Source organism: Aggregatibacter kilianii, from assembly GCF_003129965.1.
GTDB lineage: Bacteria > Pseudomonadota > Gammaproteobacteria > Enterobacterales > Pasteurellaceae > Aggregatibacter > Aggregatibacter kilianii_A.
This window is the reverse complement of the sequence record NZ_NRCJ01000012.1, coordinates 54,406-72,947: the sequence shown is the minus strand read 5'-3', so window position 1 is coordinate 72,947 and position 18,542 is coordinate 54,406. Positions and strand designations below refer to the sequence as shown.

The following is an 18,542-nucleotide window of genomic DNA, read 5'->3' as shown; positions in this document are numbered from 1 at the left end:
AAATGACCGCACTTTTAATGCAAAGTGCGGTCGGTTTTTAAGGTGATTTTTATGCTAAAACAGATCAAAACCTTATTTCTCGCCACCGCTGTTTTCGGGTTATCCGCCTGCGGATTTCATTTCCAGAACGGAGAATTGATTCCGCAAGAATTGCAAACTCTGCGTTTGGAAAGCAGCGACCCTTATAGCGACATGGCACGCGTGATGCGCCGCCAATTGCAACTGAATAACGTGACTTTAGTGGAAGATCAAACGAACGTGCCGGTGTTGCGCTTAAACGGCATTTCCACCAAAGACCAAGTGGTGTCCATTTTCAAACAAGGCCGTGAGGCGGAAAAGCAACTGATTCTGGAAGTGGAAGCCAGCGTAAAACTGCCGAACCGGGAAACGTTCCCTATTTCCACCAAAGTAAACCGCACTTTCTTTGACAACTCCCGTGCGGCATTGGCGAAATCAGCGGAAAAAGACGTGATTTGGCAAGATATGCGCGAGCAGGCGGCACGTCAGCTAATTAATAAAATGGTTGCCTTGCAACACCAAATCCAACCGAAATAATGAACCGCTTATTTCCGGAACAACTTGCTTCCTCGCTGGAACGGCATGTAGCCCGTTTGTATTTTTTAGTCGGCGAGGATCCGTTGTTGCTCAATGAAAGTGCCGACCGAATTTACCACGCGGCGCTACAACAGGGATTCGACGAAAAAGTTGAGTTGGAAATTAATGCGTCCATCGACTGGAACGATTTATTCGAGCGGGTTCAATCCATGGGCTTATTTTTCAATAAGCAACTCATTATCTTAGATTTACCGGAAAATTTAACCGCACTTTTGCAGAAAAATTTATCTGAATTCATTACCCTGCTCACACCTGACGTGTTAGCGGTTTTCCGTCTTGCCAAATTAACAAAAGCGGCGGAAAAACAGGCGTGGTTTGTTGCGGCCAATCAAGATGAACCGCAAGCCGTTTTGGTGAATTGCCAAACGCCGAATGCGGAGCAGCTCCCGCGCTGGGTGGCGAATCGGGCAAAAATGTTGGGCTTGCGCATTGATGAAGAAGCGACGCAATTGCTTTGTTATAGCTATGAAAATAACCTATTGGCGCTCAAGCAAGCATTGCAATTACTGGACTTGCTGTATCCCGATCATAAGTTGACATTTGCCCGCGTGAATAATGTTGTGGAGCAGTCTTCGGTATTCACGCCGTTTCAATGGGTGGATGCGATTTTAGCCGGCAAAGGCAATCGCGCCCGCCGTATTTTGAACGGTTTGAAAGACGAAGATGTGCAACCGATTATTTTATTGCGTACCTTGCAACGGGATTTGATGACACTCTTGGAACTTAGCAAGCCCGAACAACGCCCGCCCCTTGATTCGCCGTTACCGACCGCCCAATTGCGTGAACACTTTGATCATCTGAAAGTGTGGCAAAATCGCCGACCTTTGTTTACGCAAGCCATACAACGGTTAACTTACCGCAAACTCTATACATTTTTTCAGCAACTTGCCGATGTCGAACGTCGTGCCAAGCAAGAATTTACTGATGATATTTGGCAACTGTTGGAAGATCTGTCCGTGAGATTCTCCGCATAGCCTAGGACACGCCCTAATCAATAGGCATTTCATTGTGTTTTTTTAGAGCAAAATAAGTATAATAAAGCGTCACTTAATCCGAAGTGATGTTTAACCAAACAATGGAGAAACACATGAAAAAAGTATTATTCGCTGCGTTATTATCCGCATTTGCCATGTCTGCATCCGCAGCTTCAGCGACCTGTGAAAAATATTATGCGGAGTTAGATGAGTTCGTAAAAATGGCGCCGGCTGATCAGCAAGCGACATTAACAAAACAAAATGAAGAGAATAAGAAAAAATTTGAAATGATACCGGAGGTCGCACGTGATCAGGCTTGTACCCAAGCACACGATGCATTAAAACAAGCTAAAGCGGCGATGAGTTCCGCAGGAAAATAATGGCGTTGTGATGAAAAAAGGCTCGGTTTTACCGAGCTTTTTTTATAAATTAATTGTCGCTTTCCGCCAATAAGCGCTGAATCAGCTTGGCGTTTGCCGGCGGGAATTGTCCGGCATCCAGTTCGCTTTGCGCCAGCCAGAAACCCTCTTGTCCTTCTCGCCCAAAAGGTTCACCGACCCATTCCTCCACTAAGTAAAAAAAGAATGAAATGACTTTGGTCGGATATTCAAATTCAAAGCGTTCAAACAATTGGGCGTTGAGTACCACAATGCCGATTTCCTCTTCCAACTCGCGTTTGAGCGCCTGCTCGGGCGTTTCGCCTTTATCGACTTTCCCGCCGGGAAACTCGAGGGCTTGCGCAAAATCCTGCCCTTCCAAGCGTTGGGTTAAATAAATCTGTCCGAATTCGTTACGAATAATCCCAGCTGCAACCTGTACACGCGGTTTCCTCATCGTTGTTTCCTTCATCGAATCTTAATGGAAAAGTGCGGTTAAAAAACACTGGGAATTTTAACCGCACTTTTATTTATCGCCAATTAATGTCTGGCACGATTGCCGTGACAATGCTTGTATTTCTTACCGGAACCGCACGGACAAGGTTCGTTACGACCGATTTTGTGGTGTTCTTCCACGCCGTTTTGTGTGCCTTGCGGGGTTTGCGATTCATCGTTGTTATACTGCATCGCCGCCGCTTCACGCTGCGCCAGCTCTTGACGTAAACGTTCAGCTTCTTCCATTTCTTCCGTAGTGCGAACCTGAACACGGCTTAAGGTGGTCACCACGCTTAATTTCAAGGCATCCAGCATTTCGGTAAACATCTGGAAGGACTCTTTTTTGTATTCCTGTTTCGGATCTTTTTGTGCGTAACCGCGTAAATGAATGCCGCGACGCAAGTGATCCATAGCGGATAAGTGCTCTTTCCAAAGTTCATCCAGTGTTTGCAACATCACACCTTTTTCAAAGTTGCGCATAGTTTGCGCACCGGCCAGTTCTTCTTTATGTTTATATTCGTCCACAGCGGATTGAATAATGCGTTCGCGCAGGGTTTCTTCATGCAGGTGATTATCTTCATCCAACCATTTGCTGATCGGTAAATCCAAGGCAAAATCCTGTTTTAAGCGTTGTTCCAGTGCCGGAATGTCCCATTGTTCTTCCAGCGATTGAGGCGGAATATACTGATCGATCACGCTGTTGAACACGTCTTGGCGAATCACATCGATAGTGTCCGAAATATCGTCATTTTCCAATAATTCATTACGCTGTTCGTAAATAGCGTGACGTTGATCGTTTGCCACGTCATCAAATTCGAGCAGATTTTTACGTCCGTCAAAGTTATGCGCTTCCACTTTTGCCTGTGCCGACGCAATGACTTTTGCCAACAATTTGGATTCCATCGCCTCGCCCGCGTTACTAAAGGCTTTGCGCATCATGTTGAGTTTGCCCTCGTTGAGGTAAATGCGCATTAAGGCATCTTCCAAGGACAGATAGAAGCGGGAAGAACCCGGGTCACCTTGACGACCGGAGCGACCGCGCAACTGGTTGTCAATTCGACGGGATTCATGGCGTTCGGTACCGATAATATGCAAACCGCCCGCGTTTTTCACGATCTCGTGACGCTCCTGCCATGCCGCTTTGATGGCGTCGATTTGTTCCGGCGTCGGATTGTCCAGTTTATCCACTTCCGCTTTCCAGTTACCGCCCAACACGATGTCGGTACCGCGCCCTGCCATGTTGGTCGCGATGGTGACAGCACCCGGATAGCCCGCATTCGCCACAATTTCCGCTTCTTGTGCGTGGAATTTGGCATTCAATACGTTATGTTTGATGCCCGCTTTATCCAAGGCTTTGGACAACAATTCGGATTTTTCGATAGAGATTGTGCCCACTAACACCGGTTGTTGGCGCGCGACACAATCTTTAATGTCATCAATAATGGCGTTGAATTTGTATTCTTCCGTTTCAAACATCACGTCCGTACGGTCATCACGGATCATCGGGCGGTTGGTCGGAATAACCACGGTTTCCAAACCGTAAATTTTTTGGAATTCAAAGGCTTCCGTATCTGCCGTACCGGTCATCCCGGCGAGTTTTTCGTACAGACGGAAATAGTTTTGGTAGGTGATGGACGCCACAGTTTGATTTTCGCTTTGAATGCGTACGCCTTCTTTGGCTTCGATGGCTTGGTGTAAGCCGTCGGACCAACGACGTCCCGCCATAGTACGACCGGTGTGTTCGTCCACGATGACGATTTCGCCGTCTTTGACGATGTAATCTACGTCGCGCTCAAATAACGTATGGGCGCGTAACGCCGCCATCACATGGTGCAATAAGGTGATTTTAGCCGGCGAATAAAGAGACTCGGTATCTCTCATGAACCCCTGTTGAATCAACCATTGTTCGCATTTTTCCTGACCGCGTTCGGTTAAGTAGGCCTGTTTGGTTTTTAAATCCAACGTATAGTCGCCGGTGCCTTGATATTCTTCGGTGTCTTCTTTGTCTTGTTTAATCAGCGTTGGAATCAGTTTATCGATGGCAATATAAAGTTCGGAGCTGTCTTCCGCCTGACCGGAAATAATTAACGGCGTACGGGCTTCGTCGATTAAGATGGAGTCCACTTCATCCACCAACGCATAGTAAAGATCTTTTTGGAAACGCTCCTGCGGTGCGTGCGCCAAATTATCACGCAAATAGTCAAAACCCAGTTCGCTGTTGGTGGCGTAAGTAATATCCGCCGCGTATGCCGCGCGTTTTTCTTCCGGCGATAAGCCTGGAATATTCACGCCCACGGTCATCCCCAAAAACTCAAACAACGGACGGTTGGTTTCCGCATCGCGACGCGCTAAGTAGTCGTTCACCGTCACCACATGCACCGCTTTGCCCGGTAATGCGTTCAAATAGCAGGACAAGGTCGCCGTTAAGGTTTTTCCTTCACCGGTGCGCATTTCCGCGATACAACGATTATTGAGCACCATCCCGCCGATAAGCTGCACATCGAAATGACGCATGCCCAGCACGCGCTTACTGGCTTCACGCACCGTGGCAAAAGCTTCCGGCATGAGGCTTTCCAAGGTTTCACCTTGCGCCAAACGTTCACGGAATTCGGTGGTTTTGGCTTTCAGTTGTTCATCGCTTAACGCTTCAAATTCAGGCTCAAGTTTATTAATTTTAACGACGATTTTATTGAGGCGGCGTAAGATACGATCGTTACGGCTGCCGAAAATTTTAGTTGCAATAGTTCTAAGCATAATTTTTTTCTTTTTAACAAATAGATAAATAAAGTCGTCTAACGGATTAAACGACGTGATAAATAAAAGATCGAAGTTAAATGAAGGCAGGTCCGGCGCGAATCGGCGCATTAGCAATGAAAGGCGAACGCGCAAAGTGCGGTTGGTTTTGCGGGTGAATTTCAACCGCCGGCAACGCATGTTGCGGCTGGCGTTGTTGTTGGCGGGTTTGCTGTAATAAAGCCACCGCCGTTAGAATTTGCGGCGCATTTTGATGTTGTGCGTTTTGATAATTTTCATTGCCGATGGATGACGGATAATTCAATTCCTGACCGGCGGGCAAAACAAAAATCGCAAGCATGCCGAGCAGCAGTTGCGACCAAAAATGATGTTTGCTTTTGTTGGAAATTATCATAAGGATTTCAATATCAAAAAATTGTCGGTATTGTAGCGGAATTTCGCTACAATGTCATAAATATTAGGGCGAAAAGGCGGAAAACAAGGCGATGCGTTATCAAAAACCGATGAATATTCACACATTATTGCAGGACTCGCCGTTGGCAAAAATTATGCAAAAAGGCATTCGGTTGAATGAATTAAATCAACAGTTCCAGGCATTTTTTCCGCCTGAATTCAGGGGCCTGTACCGCATCGCCAATATGGAACAAAACAGTTTGCGTATTGAAGTGGCAAATGCCATGGTGCGGCAAAGTTTTTTATTTCGTCGGCAGGAATTATTGACATTAATTCGGCAACACTTGCCGGAAATCACCGAATTAACCTTTTACATTAACCCTGAGTTCCGCCCCGAAGCATAGTTGCTTTTTGTGCTGTCATTTTTACGGAGATAACATGAAAATAGGGAAGTTAGCCAAAGCCGTCGGTTGTAGCGTAGAAGCCATCCGATTTTACGAACAAAAAGGCTTAATGCCGCGCCCGTCCCGTTCTGCCGGTGGCTTTCGGTTATACACGGATGACCATTTGCAACGCCTGTCTTTTATTTGTTACTGCCGTTCTCTGGATATGTCCCTCGAAGAAATCAAATTGCTTCTGAGCCTCGAAAATGCCTCCGAACAACAAAAAGCGGAAATCAATCAGTTGCTCGATCGCCACATCCAAGACATCGCCAAACACATCCATCGCCTGCAACATTTACGCATGAATCTCATCCGACTGAAACAACAATGCGGCGAAATGGATCAACAACAAAACCTGCTGGACATTCTGCAACGTAGCCAAGCGAAGTTTAGGCCGTTGAAGTAAAAAACGCTTGTGAAAATGACCGCACTTTTGGCGGTTGTATCGCTTAATCATTTCCCTTCGAACGCTAACATAATTTTCCCGATATGCGTCCCTTTGTCCATTTCCTCGTGTGCCGCCCGTACATCTTTAAAATTGAACACCTGATGAATTATCGGCCTATTAATTTCGCCCTTGGCGAATTTATTCCACAGACGGTGGTAAAGTGATTCGGCAATCTCGGCTTTTTCTGTTTTGTTGCGGCTACGCATGGTGGATCCGGTGATGTGAATACGTTTTAGGGCGATGGCAAGTAAATCCATGGATTGCGCCACGTTGCCGCCCATAAAGCCGATTAAAAATAAGCGTCCGTTTTTTCTTAAACTGTCCAGATTACGCTGAAAATAACTTGCACCCACCAGATCCAAAATGGCATCCACACCGCCAATTTTTTGCAACACCGCCGCAAAATCCTCGGTTTTATAATTAATCGGCGTGCCGCCCAATTGACGAATGACTTCGGCTTTTTGTGCGTTGCCGACGGTGGCGAAGGTTTCAATGCCGAGACTTTTCGCAATTGCCAGTGCCATAATGCCGATGCCACTGGTGCCGCCGTGTACCAGCAAGCGCTCGCCCTGTTTTACCTGATTGTGCATAAATAAATTCACCCACACGGTAAAAAGGGTTTCAGGCAAGGCAGCCGCCTCTAACAATGAATAGTTTTTGGGAATCGGCAAAGCTTGTGAGGCTTCAACAACGCAATATTCGGCATAAGCGCCACCGTCCGTTAAGGCACAAACCTGATCGCCCGGCTTAAATTGGGTCACATTTTCGCCCACAGCAACTACCGTTCCCGACAGTTCCAATCCCATAATAGGTGTCACGCCTTCAGGCATAGGGTACAGCCCTTGGCGTTGCATAATATCGGGACGATTTACGCCCGCATAGGCGATTTTTACCAACAATTCACCCGCTTTGGGTTGTGGGACTTCGACTTCTTCAATAAACAGCACCTCAGGCGAACCGGGCTGTTTCATATTAATTTGCTGCATTCTCATGTTATTTATTCCATTCCAACTGTGGCGTATAAATCTCCACGCCTTGTGCTGTCTGTTGCGCTTTATTCATCATCACTTGCGCGATTTGTTTGCCTGTCATTGGGTGATAGGCTTTCAAAATTTTGCGCGGTAAGAACTTAAAAAGCAGCTCAACGGTTTTTTCGCCGAACCGAAAATCGCTGCGCTCCCCGACAATCAAGCCCGGTCTAACAATTTGTAATAAATTAAATTGCAAGGCTTTAATGTTTTCTTCCACCATGCCTTTGGCTTTCGAATAAAAAATGGCGGCATTCGGGTTGGCGCCAAGGGCAGAAATGAATACGAAATGTGGCACACCGGCATTTTTTGCCAAAGTAGCGATCTCCGTAGGATATTGCACATCCACTTTCAGGAAGTTTTCCCGACTACCGGCTTTTTTGATCGTCGTACCCAAGGTACAAAACACCTCATCTACTAGAGGAAAATTTTGTTGTGAAAGCCGGTCAAAATCCACCTGTTGCACGAGCAGTTTCGGATGGGTGAAATCAGGCTTGCGGCGCACCCAGACAATCACTTGTTGATAGGCGGGATTGTCGCACAACAAGGCAACCAATTCTTTGCCCACAACGCCTGTTGCACCCACAATTAACGCGGTTTTCATCGGTTATTCTCCTTCTTTCTATTGTTTTTATTGCGGCAGTAATAATGCAGAAGCATAATCAATAATGTAGTCATGCGCCCTCCGTTTTTTATTGCCTATCCACAATCTCTTTTAACATAGTGTAAGAGCGGGCTTGTTCTTGTTCGTCAAAAATATAACTGACTGCGATGATTTCATCGAAATGCACCTTCTCGCGTAACTGCTTGAGTTGAAACTCCACCGTTTGCGGGCTACCGATGAGGGAGCAGGCGGTCATTTGTTCTACCACCGCGCGTTCTTGGTTGTACAACGGGATATCTTCAAAATCTACCGGTCCAAAGTGCGGTGTGTTTTTCGCGTGAATTTGGGCTTTCCACACCTCGGCATCGGAAGCCAAAGGCGGTTGTAAATTTTGCTGGGCGTTGGTCACCACGTTTAAGAAAAACTGCGTTTGAGTGGTGGCAAGCCGTGTTGCCTCCACGTCGGTTTCCGCCACGATGGCGTTGACGCCGATCATTACATAAGGCGTCGCGAGGTGCTTGGACGGTTTGAAATGCTTACGATAAATCTCCACCGCCATTTCCAGCATACGCGGCGCAAAATGCGAGGCGAAGGCATAAGGTAAACCCAGTTCGGCGGCAAGATAAGCGCTTTCGGTGCTGGATCCTAAAATATAAATCGGCACGTTCAAGCCGGCGGAAGGATAGGCGGAAACCGGGTTGCAATCTTCAAAATAACCGCGCAACTCGGCAATTTCAGCGGGAAAATCGAGGTTGTGTTGTCCGCGTCGTAATGCCGCTGCGGTACGCATATCCGTACCCGGGGCGCGCCCTAAGCCCAGCTCCACCCGATTCGGATAGAGCGTTTCCAGCGTGCCGTATTGTTCTGCCACAACATACGGACTATGGTTCGGCAACATCACCCCGCCGGAGCCGACCCGCAGCGTTTTGGTGTGGGCGAGGGTATGCTGGATGAGCAATGCTGTGGCGGAGCTAACCAGATTTTTCATGTTGTGATGTTCGGCAATCCAATAGCGTTCGATACCGATATTTTCAGCGTGCTGTGCCAAACGAATCATGGCTTCAACGGCTTGCGCATAGGTTTGCCCTTCACGCACGGGAACAAGGTTTAAGAGGGACAGTTTCATTTTGACCTCGCAAGGATGATGTGGACAGGATAAAGTGCGGTCAAATTTTCCGACGTTTAAAAACACCGAAAATTTCCACCGCACTTTTAAGCCGAAAGACGATTAAGCGATGGTTTTTAACAACTCCTCGGCGGCTAAAATGCCTAAATTGTTAGAGGCAAGCGGGCTGTCGCCGGTGAGCAATTTGCGGTCTTTATGCACCTGACCGCTAATGCCTTCGTTCAGCACTTTCACGCCTAAGGCTTCCAAGCGTTCCGCCAACAACCATTGTAATTTGCCCGGAATGTAGCCGATGTCCACGTTAGCACCTTCGTCCAATGCATCCGGGAAAACGCAGATTTCATAGCCTTTGAACGGGTAATCTTCCGCTTTTTCGTTCACGCCTGCCGCCAACAATGCCGCCGGCCCGTGACATAACGTGATGACATATTTGTCTTTTTTCAACGCCCAATTTAATACCGCTTTCATGTCGGTGCTAAACGGCAAACCGTGTAACGCCGCGTGGCCGCCGGGCACCAATACGCCGAGGTAAGGGGAATCTTCCGCCGTGACTTGTGCCAAAATATCGGCAAGTTTGTGCGGATTTTGGAATTTCGGTAAGTACAGGTTGTAGAACTCGGTGACTGCTTTATCTTCTGTCGGCATCGCCCACATTTCAAATTTCACGGCGTTGCCCGATAAGGTCGCCACTTCAATTTCAAAGCCCGCGTGGTGAATATGCAGCATTGGTAACAGCGTCTCGACCGGGTGGTTGCCGGTGGAGAATAATTTACCGTTTTTCATTGCCAAATAACGCTCATCGGAAGCAATCATCAACACTTTGTGTTTGCCGCCGGTGTACGGTTTTTCAAATTTGAAGCCGTCAAAATCCGTTACTTTTGCCACATATTGGCTCAAAGAATACTCGGACGGGAAAAAGGCGTTGTGTTCTGCGCGGTCGGCAACGGATTTTTTGCTTAATTCAGTCATGTTGTTCTCCAATTTAAAATATCACTTAAGCCATTTGCTTAACGGAGGGCATTTTATCGCTGGTTTTCAAAAATAAAAATGAATAAAATACGAATAGACTGTTCTTAAAAAAGGAATAATATGAATAAACTGGATGCATTGCGCTATTTTTGCGCCGCCTGCGAAACCTTTAATTTTCGCGAGACGGCACAGCGTTTGGCGGTGTCGCCGCAAGTGGTTACGCGCATGATCGCCGAGCTGGAAGAATTGTTAGGCGAAAGCCTGTTTAAACGCAACACACGGAATATTAAACTCACCGAATTTGGCGAACAATTTTTGCCGAAAGCCACGCAATTTCTGGCGGAAAGCGAGCGTTTATTCGCCTCTCCAAAATTGAGCGAAAAAGCAATGCATGGCACGGTGCGCATCACCTTACCGCCGATGCCTCATAACGATCAAATTTTGTTTGAATTATTAACCGCACTTGAACCTTATCCTGATGTGGTGATTGATTGGCGGGTGGGCATTGATAAGCTAAAAGCAGTGGAAGATCAAGTGGATATCGGTTTGCGTATTTGCCTTGAACCGGAGCCGGAATGGGTGGCGCAGCACATTTGCACATTTTCGGAAAAAATAGTGGCGTCGCCGACGTTGCTTCAACGTTTAGGAATGCCGAGAGATTTGCAGGATTTGGCACAAAATTACCCGTTAAGCGGCTTAATCGACCCGAAACTGAAACGCATTTGGCAATGGCAAATCAACGGGGAACAACGTTTTATGCCGAACAAAACGCTGTTTTTCACTTCCGATGTACAAAGCGAATTGCAATCTGCACTTGCCGGACGCACTTGCGCTTACCTCATCAACAGCGTCTGCGATCCTTATCTGGAAAACGGACGATTGCTGGAACTCTTCCCTGAAATCGAAAAGCAAAAATGGCAACTTTACCTTTATCGCCCGTATCAAACCGTAGTCGCGGATCGGGTGTTGTGGATTTATGAGCGGCTGAAAACGATTTTGTTACAACATGTGGGACATTAAATCTAGTTAAAAAAATGACCGCATTTTTGTTGTCTAATGTGTAATCTAGTCCCCAATGTGTTTTCAGAATAGGCTTGATGATATGACGAATTTAATTGAATAATATTTTTTCATAAAAAAATCTGCACCTTAATGAATTGATTAGCACAACTTTTGGGGTGCAGTTCAAAGTGCGGTCACTTTCTTCGGTGTTTTAAATTTACCTGAAAAAGTGACCGCACTTTTGTTTGCTAAATTGCCTTAGCCTTTTTTACTTTGTTTGTATAACGCTACCGCTTCAGGCATTAAGCGTAGTAAGTTTTCTTGACGGGATTCGTCGCTTGGGTGGGTGGAACTTAATTTGTCTAAGATGCCTTGCGAGCCTGTAGACGCTTTTTTCATTTTTTCCCATAATTTAGGCGCAGCTTCCGGGTTGTAACCGGATTTTGCCATTAACATTAAACCGACTTCATCCGCTTCGGTTTCTGCACTGCGGGAATAAGGTTTGTCCAAGCCCCAGTCTTTAGCCAGACCTACCACCATAGAACTGCCGTCAGAACCGATTTGGGTTGATAGCGCTTCATGTGCAACACTGGCGACAACATCGGTAAATTTACCCATATTCGCTTGTTTTTTACCATGTTCTTTTAATGCGTGCGCCATTTCATGTCCCATGACGGTAGCAATTTCATCATCAGTTAAGCGTAAGCTGTCCACTAAACCGCTGTAAAACGCCATTTTGCCGCCAGGCATCGCCCAAGCGTTAAGCTCTTTGGATTTGATCACAGAAATTTGCCAATTAAAGACTTGTCCTGTTTTGTTTTCGGCATTAGCGTATGGCACCATTTTGTTAAAGACTTTGCGCACGCGCTGTGCAGTTTTGGATTTATTATCAATTTGCCCATGTGCTTGAGCTTGATTGATCATTTGAGTGTAGCCCAATGCCGCTTCTTGGTTGATGGAAGCAGAATCTGCACAAGCAGTTAAGATGCCGATAGTAGAAACTAACGCAAGCGTTTTGCCTAATTTAGACATAGATTTTCCTCAGTAAGGTTTGTGTGTAAAAAACCGCTCTTCCGAAAAAGAGCGGTGGTAAAAAAATGTGTTTTAATTATTTTTTAGCACGTTCAAATGAATCTAAGATTTCTTGGCGAGCGGCTTCAACGCCTTCCCAACCTTCCACTTTCACCCATTTGCCCGCTTCTAAGGCTTTGTAGCTTTCGAAGAAGTGTTGGATTTGTGCTTTTAATAATGCCGGTAAATCACCCACGTCTTTAATGTGGTCGTATTCTTTGCTTAATTTAGTGTGCGGCACGGCAACCACTTTGGCATCGCCGCCGGCTTCGTCGGTCATTTTTAATACACCTACCGGACGACAACGAATCACAGAGCCCGGTTGTAACGGGTACGGGGTTGGGACTAATACGTCAACGGGGTCGCCGTCGGAAGAAAGGGTGTTGTTTACATAGCCGTAGTTTGCCGGGTAGAACATTGCCGTTGCCATAAAACGGTCCACAAACAATGTGCCGGTTTCTTTGTCAACTTCGTATTTAATTGGATCTGAGTTTGCAGGGATTTCAATGACAACATAGATGTCATCCGGTAATGCTTTACCTGCCGGTACGCTTTCTAAGCCCATTTGCTATTCCTTCTTGTGAGTGTGAAAAAACTGCCCAATTATAGCGGTAATCGGCTTCATTTGTCGAGTTACACGGCATTTATGGTGAATTTAAATCTATTGTCTTTTACATTTGCACTATTATAATAGTCCAAATTTTTTTTGATTAAAGGAAGTCATTATGATGACAGCAAAACGCCCTTCATTACTCGGCGGCGCCATGATTATTGCCGGCACGGCAATCGGCGCGGGAATGCTCGCTAATCCCACCTCCACCGCCGGCATTTGGTTTATCGGTTCTCTCGTTATTCTTATTTACACGTGGTTTTGCATGACCACTTCGGGCTTAATGATTTTAGAAGCCAATTTACATTACCCCACCGGCGCCAGTTTCGACACTATCGTCACCGATTTGCTGGGCAAAGGCTGGAATGTGATTAACGGTTTGTCCGTGGCGTTCGTGCTGTATATTCTCACTTACGCCTACATCACTTCCGGTGGCAGTATTACGGAAAGCTTCCTTAATCAACTGGGTGAAAACGTAGAAATAGGACGCAGCGCAGGCTCGCTGATTTTCTGTCTTGTTTTAGCGGCGTTCGTATGGTTCTCCACCAAAGCCGTTGACCGTTTCAGCACGGTACTTATCGCGGGTATGGTCATTTCCTTTTTTCTCTCTACTACAGGCTTATTGAGTTCGGTAAAAGCCGACGTGTTACTCAACACCATAGCGCAAGGCGAACAACAATATTTACCTTATATTTTGACCGCACTTCCCGTATGTTTAGTGTCCTTCGGCTTCCACGGCAACGTACCGAGTTTGGTGAAGTATTACGATCGCGACGGCAACCGCGTGATGAAATCCATTTTCCTCGGTACCGGCTTGGCGCTCATTATTTACATTTTGTGGCAGCTCGCCATTCAGGGGAACTTACCGCGCGCCGAATTCGCCCCGGTGATCGCTAAAGGCGGCGACGTAGCGGCATTATTGGACGCCTTGAATAAATACATCCAAACAGATTACATCGGCATTATGCTGAACTTCTTCGCCTACATGGCAATCGCCAGTTCCTTCCTTGGTGTAACGCTCGGTTTATTCGATTACATCGCCGACTTATGCAAATTTGACGACAGTCGTTTAGGTCGCACCAAAACCACGCTGGTGACCTTCCTGCCACCGTTATTGCTGAGTTTACAGTTCCCGTTCGGTTTCGTCATCGCCATCGGTTACGCCGGTTTGGCGGCAACCATCTGGGCGGCAATCGTGCCGGCATTATTGGCAAAAGCCAGCCGCAAAAAATTCCCGAATGCAACTTATCGTGTACACGGTGGTAACTTCATGGTGTACTTTATTATTCTGTTCGGTTTACTGAATATTTTCGCGCAAGTCGCGTTGCAATTCGGCTGGATTGCCGACTTCAAAGGTTAATATGCCGGAAACACAAAGCGTGTATGATAAAGACGGTTTCTTCGTGCTTTATCAAAAATTGCGCAGCAACCCCAACAGCCTTAATGAAATCGTCGAAAAGCCCACAATGTTGGGCTTGCTCGGCGATGTGACAGGCAAGCGCATTTTAGATTTAGGCTGTGGTTGTGGCGAGCACTTGAAACTGTATTTGGAACGGGGCGCGGCATTCGTCGCCGGCATTGATTTGTCGCAAGCCATGTTGCAACAGGCGGCGAAAAATCTCACGGAATATCGACCGCACTTTACCTTGCAACAATTACCCATGGAACAGCTGGAGCAGTTAAATGCGGGCGAGTTTGATTTAGTCACCAGCTCTTTTGCCTTTCATTATGTGCAGAATTTCCCTGCATTATTAGCGCAAATTCACGATAAACTCGCGCCCAACGGACAGTTGGTATTTTCCCAAGAACATCCCATTGTCACTTGCTATCAAAGCGGCGAACGTTGGGAAAAAGACGCCAAAAAGCAACAAATCGCCTATCGTCTGAATTTCTATCGCGACGAAGGCGAACGCCAACGCAATTGGTTCAAACAGCCTTTCACCACTTATCACCGCACCACGGCGACCCTCATCAACAATCTCATTGCCGCCGGCTTTCAAATCGAACAACTTGCCGAGCCTATGCTCGCCGAGCAACCGCAATGGCACAGCGAATTTAAAGATTTACAGCATCGTCCGGTATTGTTGTTCGTGAAAGCAAGAAAGCGCGCATAAAAGTGCGGTCGTTTTCACGCGTGTTTTTTGGCACTAAAAAACATCGGCAAAAACGACCGCACTTGTTCTGCTCTACAAAAAAGGCTTGGAAATCCAAGCCTTTTGTTTTTTGCGAACGATTATTCGCCCAAACGTTCTTTGATACGGGCAGCTTTACCGGAAAGTGCGCGTAAGTAGTAAAGTTTCGCTTTACGTACCGCACCTTTACGTTTCACAGAGATGCTGTCAATAACAGGGGAGTGAGTTTGGAATACACGCTCAACACCAACACCGTTGGAGATTTTGCGTAAGGTAAATGCGGAATGCAAGCCACGGTTACGAATTGCAATAACCACGCCTTCGAACGCTTGCAAACGACGTTTGCTACCTTCAACAACCCATACTTTTACTTCTAATGTGTCACCCGGACGGAAGCTAGGTACGTTTTGTTTTAACTGTTCTTGTTCAAGTTGTTTAATGATGTTAGACATTTTTTGATCCTTTTGATCCTAGATTTAACTGAGTTTACCGTTATATTCGGCTTGCGCCTGTTTTAACAGCTTACATTGTTCGTCAGTCAGAGCTAGGCCTTCCAGTAGCTCAGGGCGTCGTAACCATGTTCTCAATAACGATTGTTTTAATCGCCATTTACGAATTTCTTCATGGTGTCCCGACATCAGCACAGGTGGCACGGTTAATCCGTCAAGCACTTCGGGGCGCGTATAATGCGGGCAGTCGAGTAATCCGTCGGCAAAGGAATCTTCCTCAGCGGAAGCCTGTTTACCGAGTACCCCGGGAATAAAACGGGCAACTGCGTCAATTAACGTCATTGCCGGCAATTCTCCGCCGGTTAATACATAATCGCCTACCGACCATTCTTCATCGACCACGGTTTCAATTAACCGTTCATCAATGCCTTCATAGCGACCGCATAACAAAATCAATTTCTGATTTTGGGCTAATTCCTCCACGCCTCGTTGATCGAGTTTACGACCTTGCGGCGAGAGATAAATCACTTTGGCGCCTTCGCCTGCTACATCTTTTGCTGCCTGAATCGCATCCTTTAACGGTTGTACCATCATCAGCATTCCGGGACCTCCGCCATAAGGGCGGTCATCTACGGTTTTGTGCTTATCGTGCGTGAAATCTCTCGGATTCCAGCACCGCACTTGTAACAGGTCTTGCTTAACAGCCCTGCCGGTTACCCCGTATTCCGTAATTGCTTTAAACATTTCAGGGAACAGACTTATTACCCCAATCCACATAATTTAGCCTTAATGTTTGAGCCTTATGTTAATGTTACCGCAAAGCGCTATGGCATACCTGAGATTAGAAACCAGCGTCCCAATCCACTGTAATCGTCTTAGTGGCGAGATCGACTCTTTTAACTACTTGTTCATACAAAAACGGAATTAACCGTTCCTGTTTCCCGAAAGCATCTTTTACATTGGCTTTGACCACCAATACATCATTAGAACCGGTTTCCATCATTTCGGTGACCGTTCCCATGGCATAACCTTCCAGATTCACTACTGCACAACCGATTAAGTCATGCCAATAATAATCACCTTCTTCCAGCTGCGGAAATACCGATAAATCCACACCGATTTCCACGTTTGCCAGAATCTGCGCCGCTTCACGATCATCTACGCCTTTTAATTTAACGATCAATTCGTGATTATGATGACGCCAGTTTTCCAGCTCGGTTGGTTGCCATTGCCCTTTGATTTTCAAAAACCAAGGTTGATATTCAAAGATACTTTCAGCTTGTTCTGTGGATGAATAAATGCGTAACCAACCGCGAATGCCATAAGTCGAGCCTAGTTTGCCGACGGTTTCGATTCTTTGTTGTTGCATTTTCTTCACCTTTTAAAAAGCAAAATTAAGCGGCTTTTTGCGCTTCTTTTACTAAACTCGCAACGCGATCGGATAATGAAGCACCTTGGCCAACCCAGTGGTTAACGCGGTCTAAATCGATACGAACACGTTCTGCTTTGCCTTGTGCGATTGGATTGAAGAAACCAACACGCTCAATGAAACGGCCGTCACGCGGTGAGCGGCTGTCAGCAACAACGATTTGGTAAAATGGGCGTTTTTTAGCTCCGCCACGAGATAAACGAATGGTTACCATAACCTTCCTCTAATAATTTGATTACAAAAAGAAAACCCTCAAATATCGAAAGTTATATGAGAGTTAAACTTACTTTTTTCTCTGTATATATAGACAAAAAGCCTGTGGATTTTACTCTTTTTCGCATAAAAAGCAAGCTAAAATCCGTGTTCAGGCTTTGTTGGAAAGGGAATTTTGGATAAATTCGGAGGAAAAGTGCGGTCGTTTTTTTTAAATGTTTTTTAACGTTCCGTTTTTAAAGCCCTAATGCCTGTTTAATCAGCTGCTCTTTTAACAAGCCCATTTTGTTCGTTGCCGACAAGCCGATCCCACGAATCAATTTTTTCAGCGGATGATCGCCGCTAAACAGATCTTTTAAGCCTTGCATAAGCAACAACATCTTCGCCGCTTCCGCTTTGCGATTGCGTTCATAATTGCGCAAATAACGGTATTCACCGAAATCCACGCCGTCGTGTTGATGTCGCAAAATCTCCTGCGCCAATATTTTCGCATCTTGAAAACCGAGGTTCACGCCCAAGCCCGCCAACGGGTGAATGGTGTGAGCGGCGTCGCCGATAAGGGCAATACGATTTTGCGCAAAATTGCGGGCATAACGCGCCGTTAACTTGAAAGTGTAGCGCGGCGTTTTTACGCTACATAAGCCCAATGTATTGTTAAAGGCAACAGTCAGTTTTTTGTTAAATTCGGCCTCATCGCAATGTTGTAAATATTCCGCCTGTTCTGCGGGCAATGACCATACGATGGAAGACAAATTGTCCTGCGCCAACGGCAAAAACGCCAATATGCTTTCTGGGCTGAAAACCTGTCTTGCACAATGCCCGTGCGGTTCTTCCGTTTGCACATGACAAACTAAGGCGGTGTGCCCGTAATCACGAAAAGTGAGGGGAATGTCCGCCTGTTTGCGCAACCACGAATTTGCGCCGTCCGCGCCCACCGCCAATTTCGCCGATAGCATTTGTCCGTCGTCCAAGGTCAGAATGGCATTGCGATCCGTGATGCCTAGACTGCGTGGAAGTGCGGTAATTATTTCAACTGTTTTTGACTGTGCCACACGCGCCCATAACGCCTGACGAATCAAATCGTTTTCCACGATATGCCCCAGTTGCGGCACGCCCAAGCCTTGCGTGGTAAATTCAATTTTGGCGAAGCTATCTTGCTCCCACACAGACATGGCATCATAAGGCGCTACCCGTTGTTGCATAATGTGTTGCCACGCGCCCAATTCGTCTAACCAACGGCTACTCGCCAGATTCAGTGCGCTCACCCGTGGCGTGAGATTCTCTAAAGAAAAGCCTTGCGGCGGATGGGCTTCAATGATCGCAAGAGAAAGACCGCTTTGTTGTAACGCTGCCGCCAATGCCAGCCCGGTCATGCCGCCGCCGATAATCGCCAAGTCAAATGTTTTCATA

General features: G+C 46.5%; 22 protein-coding genes. 8 read left to right on the top strand and 14 right to left on the bottom strand.

Annotated elements, in window-relative coordinates:
- Positions 1-51 precede the first annotated feature (51 nt).
- The 3 genes from lptE (at position 52) to DK430_RS09930 (ending at position 1,969) form a co-directional block, all read left to right on the top strand.
- Positions 52-555 carry an LPS assembly lipoprotein LptE gene (lptE, locus tag DK430_RS09940; protein WP_109078903.1) on the top strand — a complete coding sequence of 168 codons (504 nt, stop codon included), beginning with the start codon at positions 52-54 and terminating at the stop codon, positions 553-555.
- A complete protein-coding gene (holA, locus tag DK430_RS09935; RefSeq protein ID WP_109078902.1) occupies positions 555-1,589 on the top strand; it encodes a DNA polymerase III subunit delta in 1,035 nt (344 codons plus the stop codon). The genes lptE and holA overlap by 1 nt, the downstream gene beginning before the upstream one ends.
- Positions 1,590-1,702: 113 nt before the next feature.
- A complete protein-coding gene (locus DK430_RS09930) occupies positions 1,703-1,969 on the top strand; it encodes a DUF5339 family protein (protein WP_109078901.1) in 267 nt (88 codons plus the stop codon).
- 49 nt (positions 1,970-2,018) lie between these two features.
- Here the strand turns inward: DK430_RS09930 and mutT are convergent, their stop codons facing one another.
- The 3 genes from mutT to secM form a co-directional block, all read right to left on the bottom strand.
- The gene (gene mutT, locus DK430_RS09925) at positions 2,019-2,423 is read right to left on the bottom strand and encodes an 8-oxo-dGTP diphosphatase MutT (RefSeq protein WP_109078900.1); all 405 of its coding nucleotides are present in this window, start codon (positions 2,421-2,423) and stop codon (positions 2,019-2,021) included.
- A gap of 83 nt (positions 2,424-2,506) precedes the next feature.
- Entirely contained in the window at positions 2,507-5,215 is a 2,709-nt protein-coding gene (secA, locus tag DK430_RS09920; protein ID WP_109078899.1) for a preprotein translocase subunit SecA, read from the bottom strand.
- A 76-nt stretch (positions 5,216-5,291) separates the two neighbouring features.
- Complete coding sequence (gene secM / locus DK430_RS09915) at positions 5,292-5,609, bottom strand: secA translation cis-regulator SecM (protein WP_109078898.1); 318 nt, start codon at positions 5,607-5,609, stop codon at positions 5,292-5,294.
- 91 nt (positions 5,610-5,700) lie between these two features.
- Here secM and DK430_RS09910 point away from each other — a divergent pair, with 91 nt between their 5' ends.
- The gene (locus DK430_RS09910) at positions 5,701-6,012 is read left to right on the top strand and encodes a DciA family protein (RefSeq protein ID WP_109078897.1); all 312 of its coding nucleotides are present in this window, start codon (positions 5,701-5,703) and stop codon (positions 6,010-6,012) included.
- 34 nt (positions 6,013-6,046) lie between these two features.
- Entirely contained in the window at positions 6,047-6,457 is a 411-nt protein-coding gene (locus tag DK430_RS09905) for a MerR family transcriptional regulator (protein WP_109078896.1), read from the top strand.
- A gap of 47 nt (positions 6,458-6,504) precedes the next feature.
- Here DK430_RS09905 and DK430_RS09900 read toward each other — a convergent pair whose 3' ends face one another.
- The 4 genes from DK430_RS09900 to hchA all read right to left on the bottom strand — a co-directional run bounded on the left by DK430_RS09900 (position 6,505) and on the right by hchA (position 10,226).
- Complete coding sequence (locus tag DK430_RS09900) at positions 6,505-7,491, bottom strand: NAD(P)H-quinone oxidoreductase (protein ID WP_239496809.1); 987 nt, start codon at positions 7,489-7,491, stop codon at positions 6,505-6,507.
- Between the two features lies 1 nt (position 7,492).
- On the bottom strand, positions 7,493-8,131 hold the full coding sequence (locus tag DK430_RS09895) for an NAD(P)H-binding protein (protein WP_109078895.1): 639 nt from the start codon (positions 8,129-8,131) through the stop codon (positions 7,493-7,495).
- Between the two features lie 88 nt (positions 8,132-8,219).
- Positions 8,220-9,257: an LLM class flavin-dependent oxidoreductase gene (locus DK430_RS09890; RefSeq protein ID WP_109078894.1), complete on the bottom strand. Its 1,038-nt coding sequence runs from the start codon at positions 9,255-9,257 to the stop codon at positions 8,220-8,222.
- A gap of 102 nt (positions 9,258-9,359) precedes the next feature.
- The gene (hchA, locus tag DK430_RS09885) at positions 9,360-10,226 is read right to left on the bottom strand and encodes a glyoxalase III HchA (protein WP_109078893.1); all 867 of its coding nucleotides are present in this window, start codon (positions 10,224-10,226) and stop codon (positions 9,360-9,362) included.
- A gap of 120 nt (positions 10,227-10,346) precedes the next feature.
- Here hchA and DK430_RS09880 point away from each other — a divergent pair, with 120 nt between their 5' ends.
- Positions 10,347-11,246, top strand: coding sequence for a LysR family transcriptional regulator (locus tag DK430_RS09880; RefSeq protein ID WP_109078892.1), 900 nt, complete (start codon positions 10,347-10,349; stop codon positions 11,244-11,246).
- Between the two features lie 240 nt (positions 11,247-11,486).
- Here the strand turns inward: DK430_RS09880 and DK430_RS09875 are convergent, their stop codons facing one another.
- The gene (locus DK430_RS09875; protein WP_109078891.1) at positions 11,487-12,260 is read right to left on the bottom strand and encodes a M48 family metallopeptidase; all 774 of its coding nucleotides are present in this window, start codon (positions 12,258-12,260) and stop codon (positions 11,487-11,489) included.
- A 76-nt stretch (positions 12,261-12,336) separates the two neighbouring features.
- On the bottom strand, positions 12,337-12,864 hold the full coding sequence (ppa, locus tag DK430_RS09870; RefSeq protein ID WP_109078890.1) for an inorganic diphosphatase: 528 nt from the start codon (positions 12,862-12,864) through the stop codon (positions 12,337-12,339).
- Positions 12,865-13,024: 160 nt separating this feature from the next.
- Between ppa and mtr the strand changes: the two genes are divergently transcribed.
- Together mtr and DK430_RS09860 are read left to right on the top strand one after the other, a co-directional pair.
- Positions 13,025-14,269 carry a tryptophan permease gene (gene mtr, locus DK430_RS09865; RefSeq protein ID WP_109078889.1) on the top strand — a complete coding sequence of 415 codons (1,245 nt, stop codon included), beginning with the start codon at positions 13,025-13,027 and terminating at the stop codon, positions 14,267-14,269.
- Between the two features lies 1 nt (position 14,270).
- Positions 14,271-15,023, top strand: a complete 753-nt coding sequence (locus tag DK430_RS09860) for a class I SAM-dependent methyltransferase (protein ID WP_109078888.1) — start codon at positions 14,271-14,273, stop codon at positions 15,021-15,023.
- A 119-nt stretch (positions 15,024-15,142) separates the two neighbouring features.
- Here the strand turns inward: DK430_RS09860 and rplS are convergent, their stop codons facing one another.
- The 5 genes from rplS to DK430_RS09835 all read right to left on the bottom strand — a co-directional run bounded on the left by rplS (position 15,143) and on the right by DK430_RS09835 (position 18,541).
- The gene (gene rplS, locus DK430_RS09855) at positions 15,143-15,493 is read right to left on the bottom strand and encodes a 50S ribosomal protein L19 (protein ID WP_109078887.1); all 351 of its coding nucleotides are present in this window, start codon (positions 15,491-15,493) and stop codon (positions 15,143-15,145) included.
- A 24-nt stretch (positions 15,494-15,517) separates the two neighbouring features.
- A complete protein-coding gene (trmD, locus tag DK430_RS09850) occupies positions 15,518-16,267 on the bottom strand; it encodes a tRNA (guanosine(37)-N1)-methyltransferase TrmD (protein WP_109078886.1) in 750 nt (249 codons plus the stop codon).
- Positions 16,268-16,331: 64 nt separating this feature from the next.
- Positions 16,332-16,859 (bottom strand): ribosome maturation factor RimM, encoded by a 528-nt coding sequence (gene rimM / locus DK430_RS09845; RefSeq protein ID WP_109078885.1) that lies wholly within the window; start codon positions 16,857-16,859, stop codon positions 16,332-16,334.
- A 25-nt stretch (positions 16,860-16,884) separates the two neighbouring features.
- Entirely contained in the window at positions 16,885-17,133 is a 249-nt protein-coding gene (gene rpsP, locus DK430_RS09840; protein WP_109078884.1) for a 30S ribosomal protein S16, read from the bottom strand.
- Positions 17,134-17,368: 235 nt separating this feature from the next.
- A complete protein-coding gene (locus tag DK430_RS09835; protein WP_109078883.1) occupies positions 17,369-18,541 on the bottom strand; it encodes an FAD-dependent monooxygenase in 1,173 nt (390 codons plus the stop codon).
- Between the last annotated feature and the right edge of the window lies 1 nt (position 18,542).

What these genes read in the sequence shown, in the direction of transcription:
- rimM (WP_109078885.1), bottom strand. Translation starts at nt 16,859, where the DNA reads ATGCAACAACAAAGAATCGAAACCGTCGGCAAACTAGGCTCGACTTAT.
- holA (WP_109078902.1), top strand. Translation starts at nt 555, where the DNA reads ATGAACCGCTTATTTCCGGAACAACTTGCTTCCTCGCTGGAACGGCAT.
- DK430_RS09895 (WP_109078895.1), bottom strand. Translation starts at nt 8,131, where the DNA reads ATGAAAACCGCGTTAATTGTGGGTGCAACAGGCGTTGTGGGCAAAGAA.
- DK430_RS09880 (WP_109078892.1), top strand. Translation starts at nt 10,347, where the DNA reads ATGAATAAACTGGATGCATTGCGCTATTTTTGCGCCGCCTGCGAAACC.
- DK430_RS09875 (WP_109078891.1), bottom strand. Translation starts at nt 12,260, where the DNA reads ATGTCTAAATTAGGCAAAACGCTTGCGTTAGTTTCTACTATCGGCATC.
- rplS (WP_109078887.1), bottom strand. Translation starts at nt 15,493, where the DNA reads ATGTCTAACATCATTAAACAACTTGAACAAGAACAGTTAAAACAAAAC.
- trmD (WP_109078886.1), bottom strand. Translation starts at nt 16,267, where the DNA reads ATGTGGATTGGGGTAATAAGTCTGTTCCCTGAAATGTTTAAAGCAATT.
- secM (WP_109078898.1), bottom strand. Translation starts at nt 5,609, where the DNA reads ATGATAATTTCCAACAAAAGCAAACATCATTTTTGGTCGCAACTGCTG.
- DK430_RS09905 (WP_109078896.1), top strand. Translation starts at nt 6,047, where the DNA reads ATGAAAATAGGGAAGTTAGCCAAAGCCGTCGGTTGTAGCGTAGAAGCC.
- DK430_RS09890 (WP_109078894.1), bottom strand. Translation starts at nt 9,257, where the DNA reads ATGAAACTGTCCCTCTTAAACCTTGTTCCCGTGCGTGAAGGGCAAACC.
- ppa (WP_109078890.1), bottom strand. Translation starts at nt 12,864, where the DNA reads ATGGGCTTAGAAAGCGTACCGGCAGGTAAAGCATTACCGGATGACATC.
- DK430_RS09860 (WP_109078888.1), top strand. Translation starts at nt 14,271, where the DNA reads ATGCCGGAAACACAAAGCGTGTATGATAAAGACGGTTTCTTCGTGCTT.
- secA (WP_109078899.1), bottom strand. Translation starts at nt 5,215, where the DNA reads ATGCTTAGAACTATTGCAACTAAAATTTTCGGCAGCCGTAACGATCGT.
- hchA (WP_109078893.1), bottom strand. Translation starts at nt 10,226, where the DNA reads ATGACTGAATTAAGCAAAAAATCCGTTGCCGACCGCGCAGAACACAAC.
- rpsP (WP_109078884.1), bottom strand. Translation starts at nt 17,133, where the DNA reads ATGGTAACCATTCGTTTATCTCGTGGCGGAGCTAAAAAACGCCCATTT.
- DK430_RS09910 (WP_109078897.1), top strand. Translation starts at nt 5,701, where the DNA reads ATGCGTTATCAAAAACCGATGAATATTCACACATTATTGCAGGACTCG.
- DK430_RS09835 (WP_109078883.1), bottom strand. Translation starts at nt 18,541, where the DNA reads ATGAAAACATTTGACTTGGCGATTATCGGCGGCGGCATGACCGGGCTG.
- lptE (WP_109078903.1), top strand. Translation starts at nt 52, where the DNA reads ATGCTAAAACAGATCAAAACCTTATTTCTCGCCACCGCTGTTTTCGGG.
- DK430_RS09930 (WP_109078901.1), top strand. Translation starts at nt 1,703, where the DNA reads ATGAAAAAAGTATTATTCGCTGCGTTATTATCCGCATTTGCCATGTCT.
- mutT (WP_109078900.1), bottom strand. Translation starts at nt 2,423, where the DNA reads ATGAGGAAACCGCGTGTACAGGTTGCAGCTGGGATTATTCGTAACGAA.
- mtr (WP_109078889.1), top strand. Translation starts at nt 13,025, where the DNA reads ATGATGACAGCAAAACGCCCTTCATTACTCGGCGGCGCCATGATTATT.
- DK430_RS09900 (WP_239496809.1), bottom strand. Translation starts at nt 7,491, where the DNA reads ATGAGAATGCAGCAAATTAATATGAAACAGCCCGGTTCGCCTGAGGTG.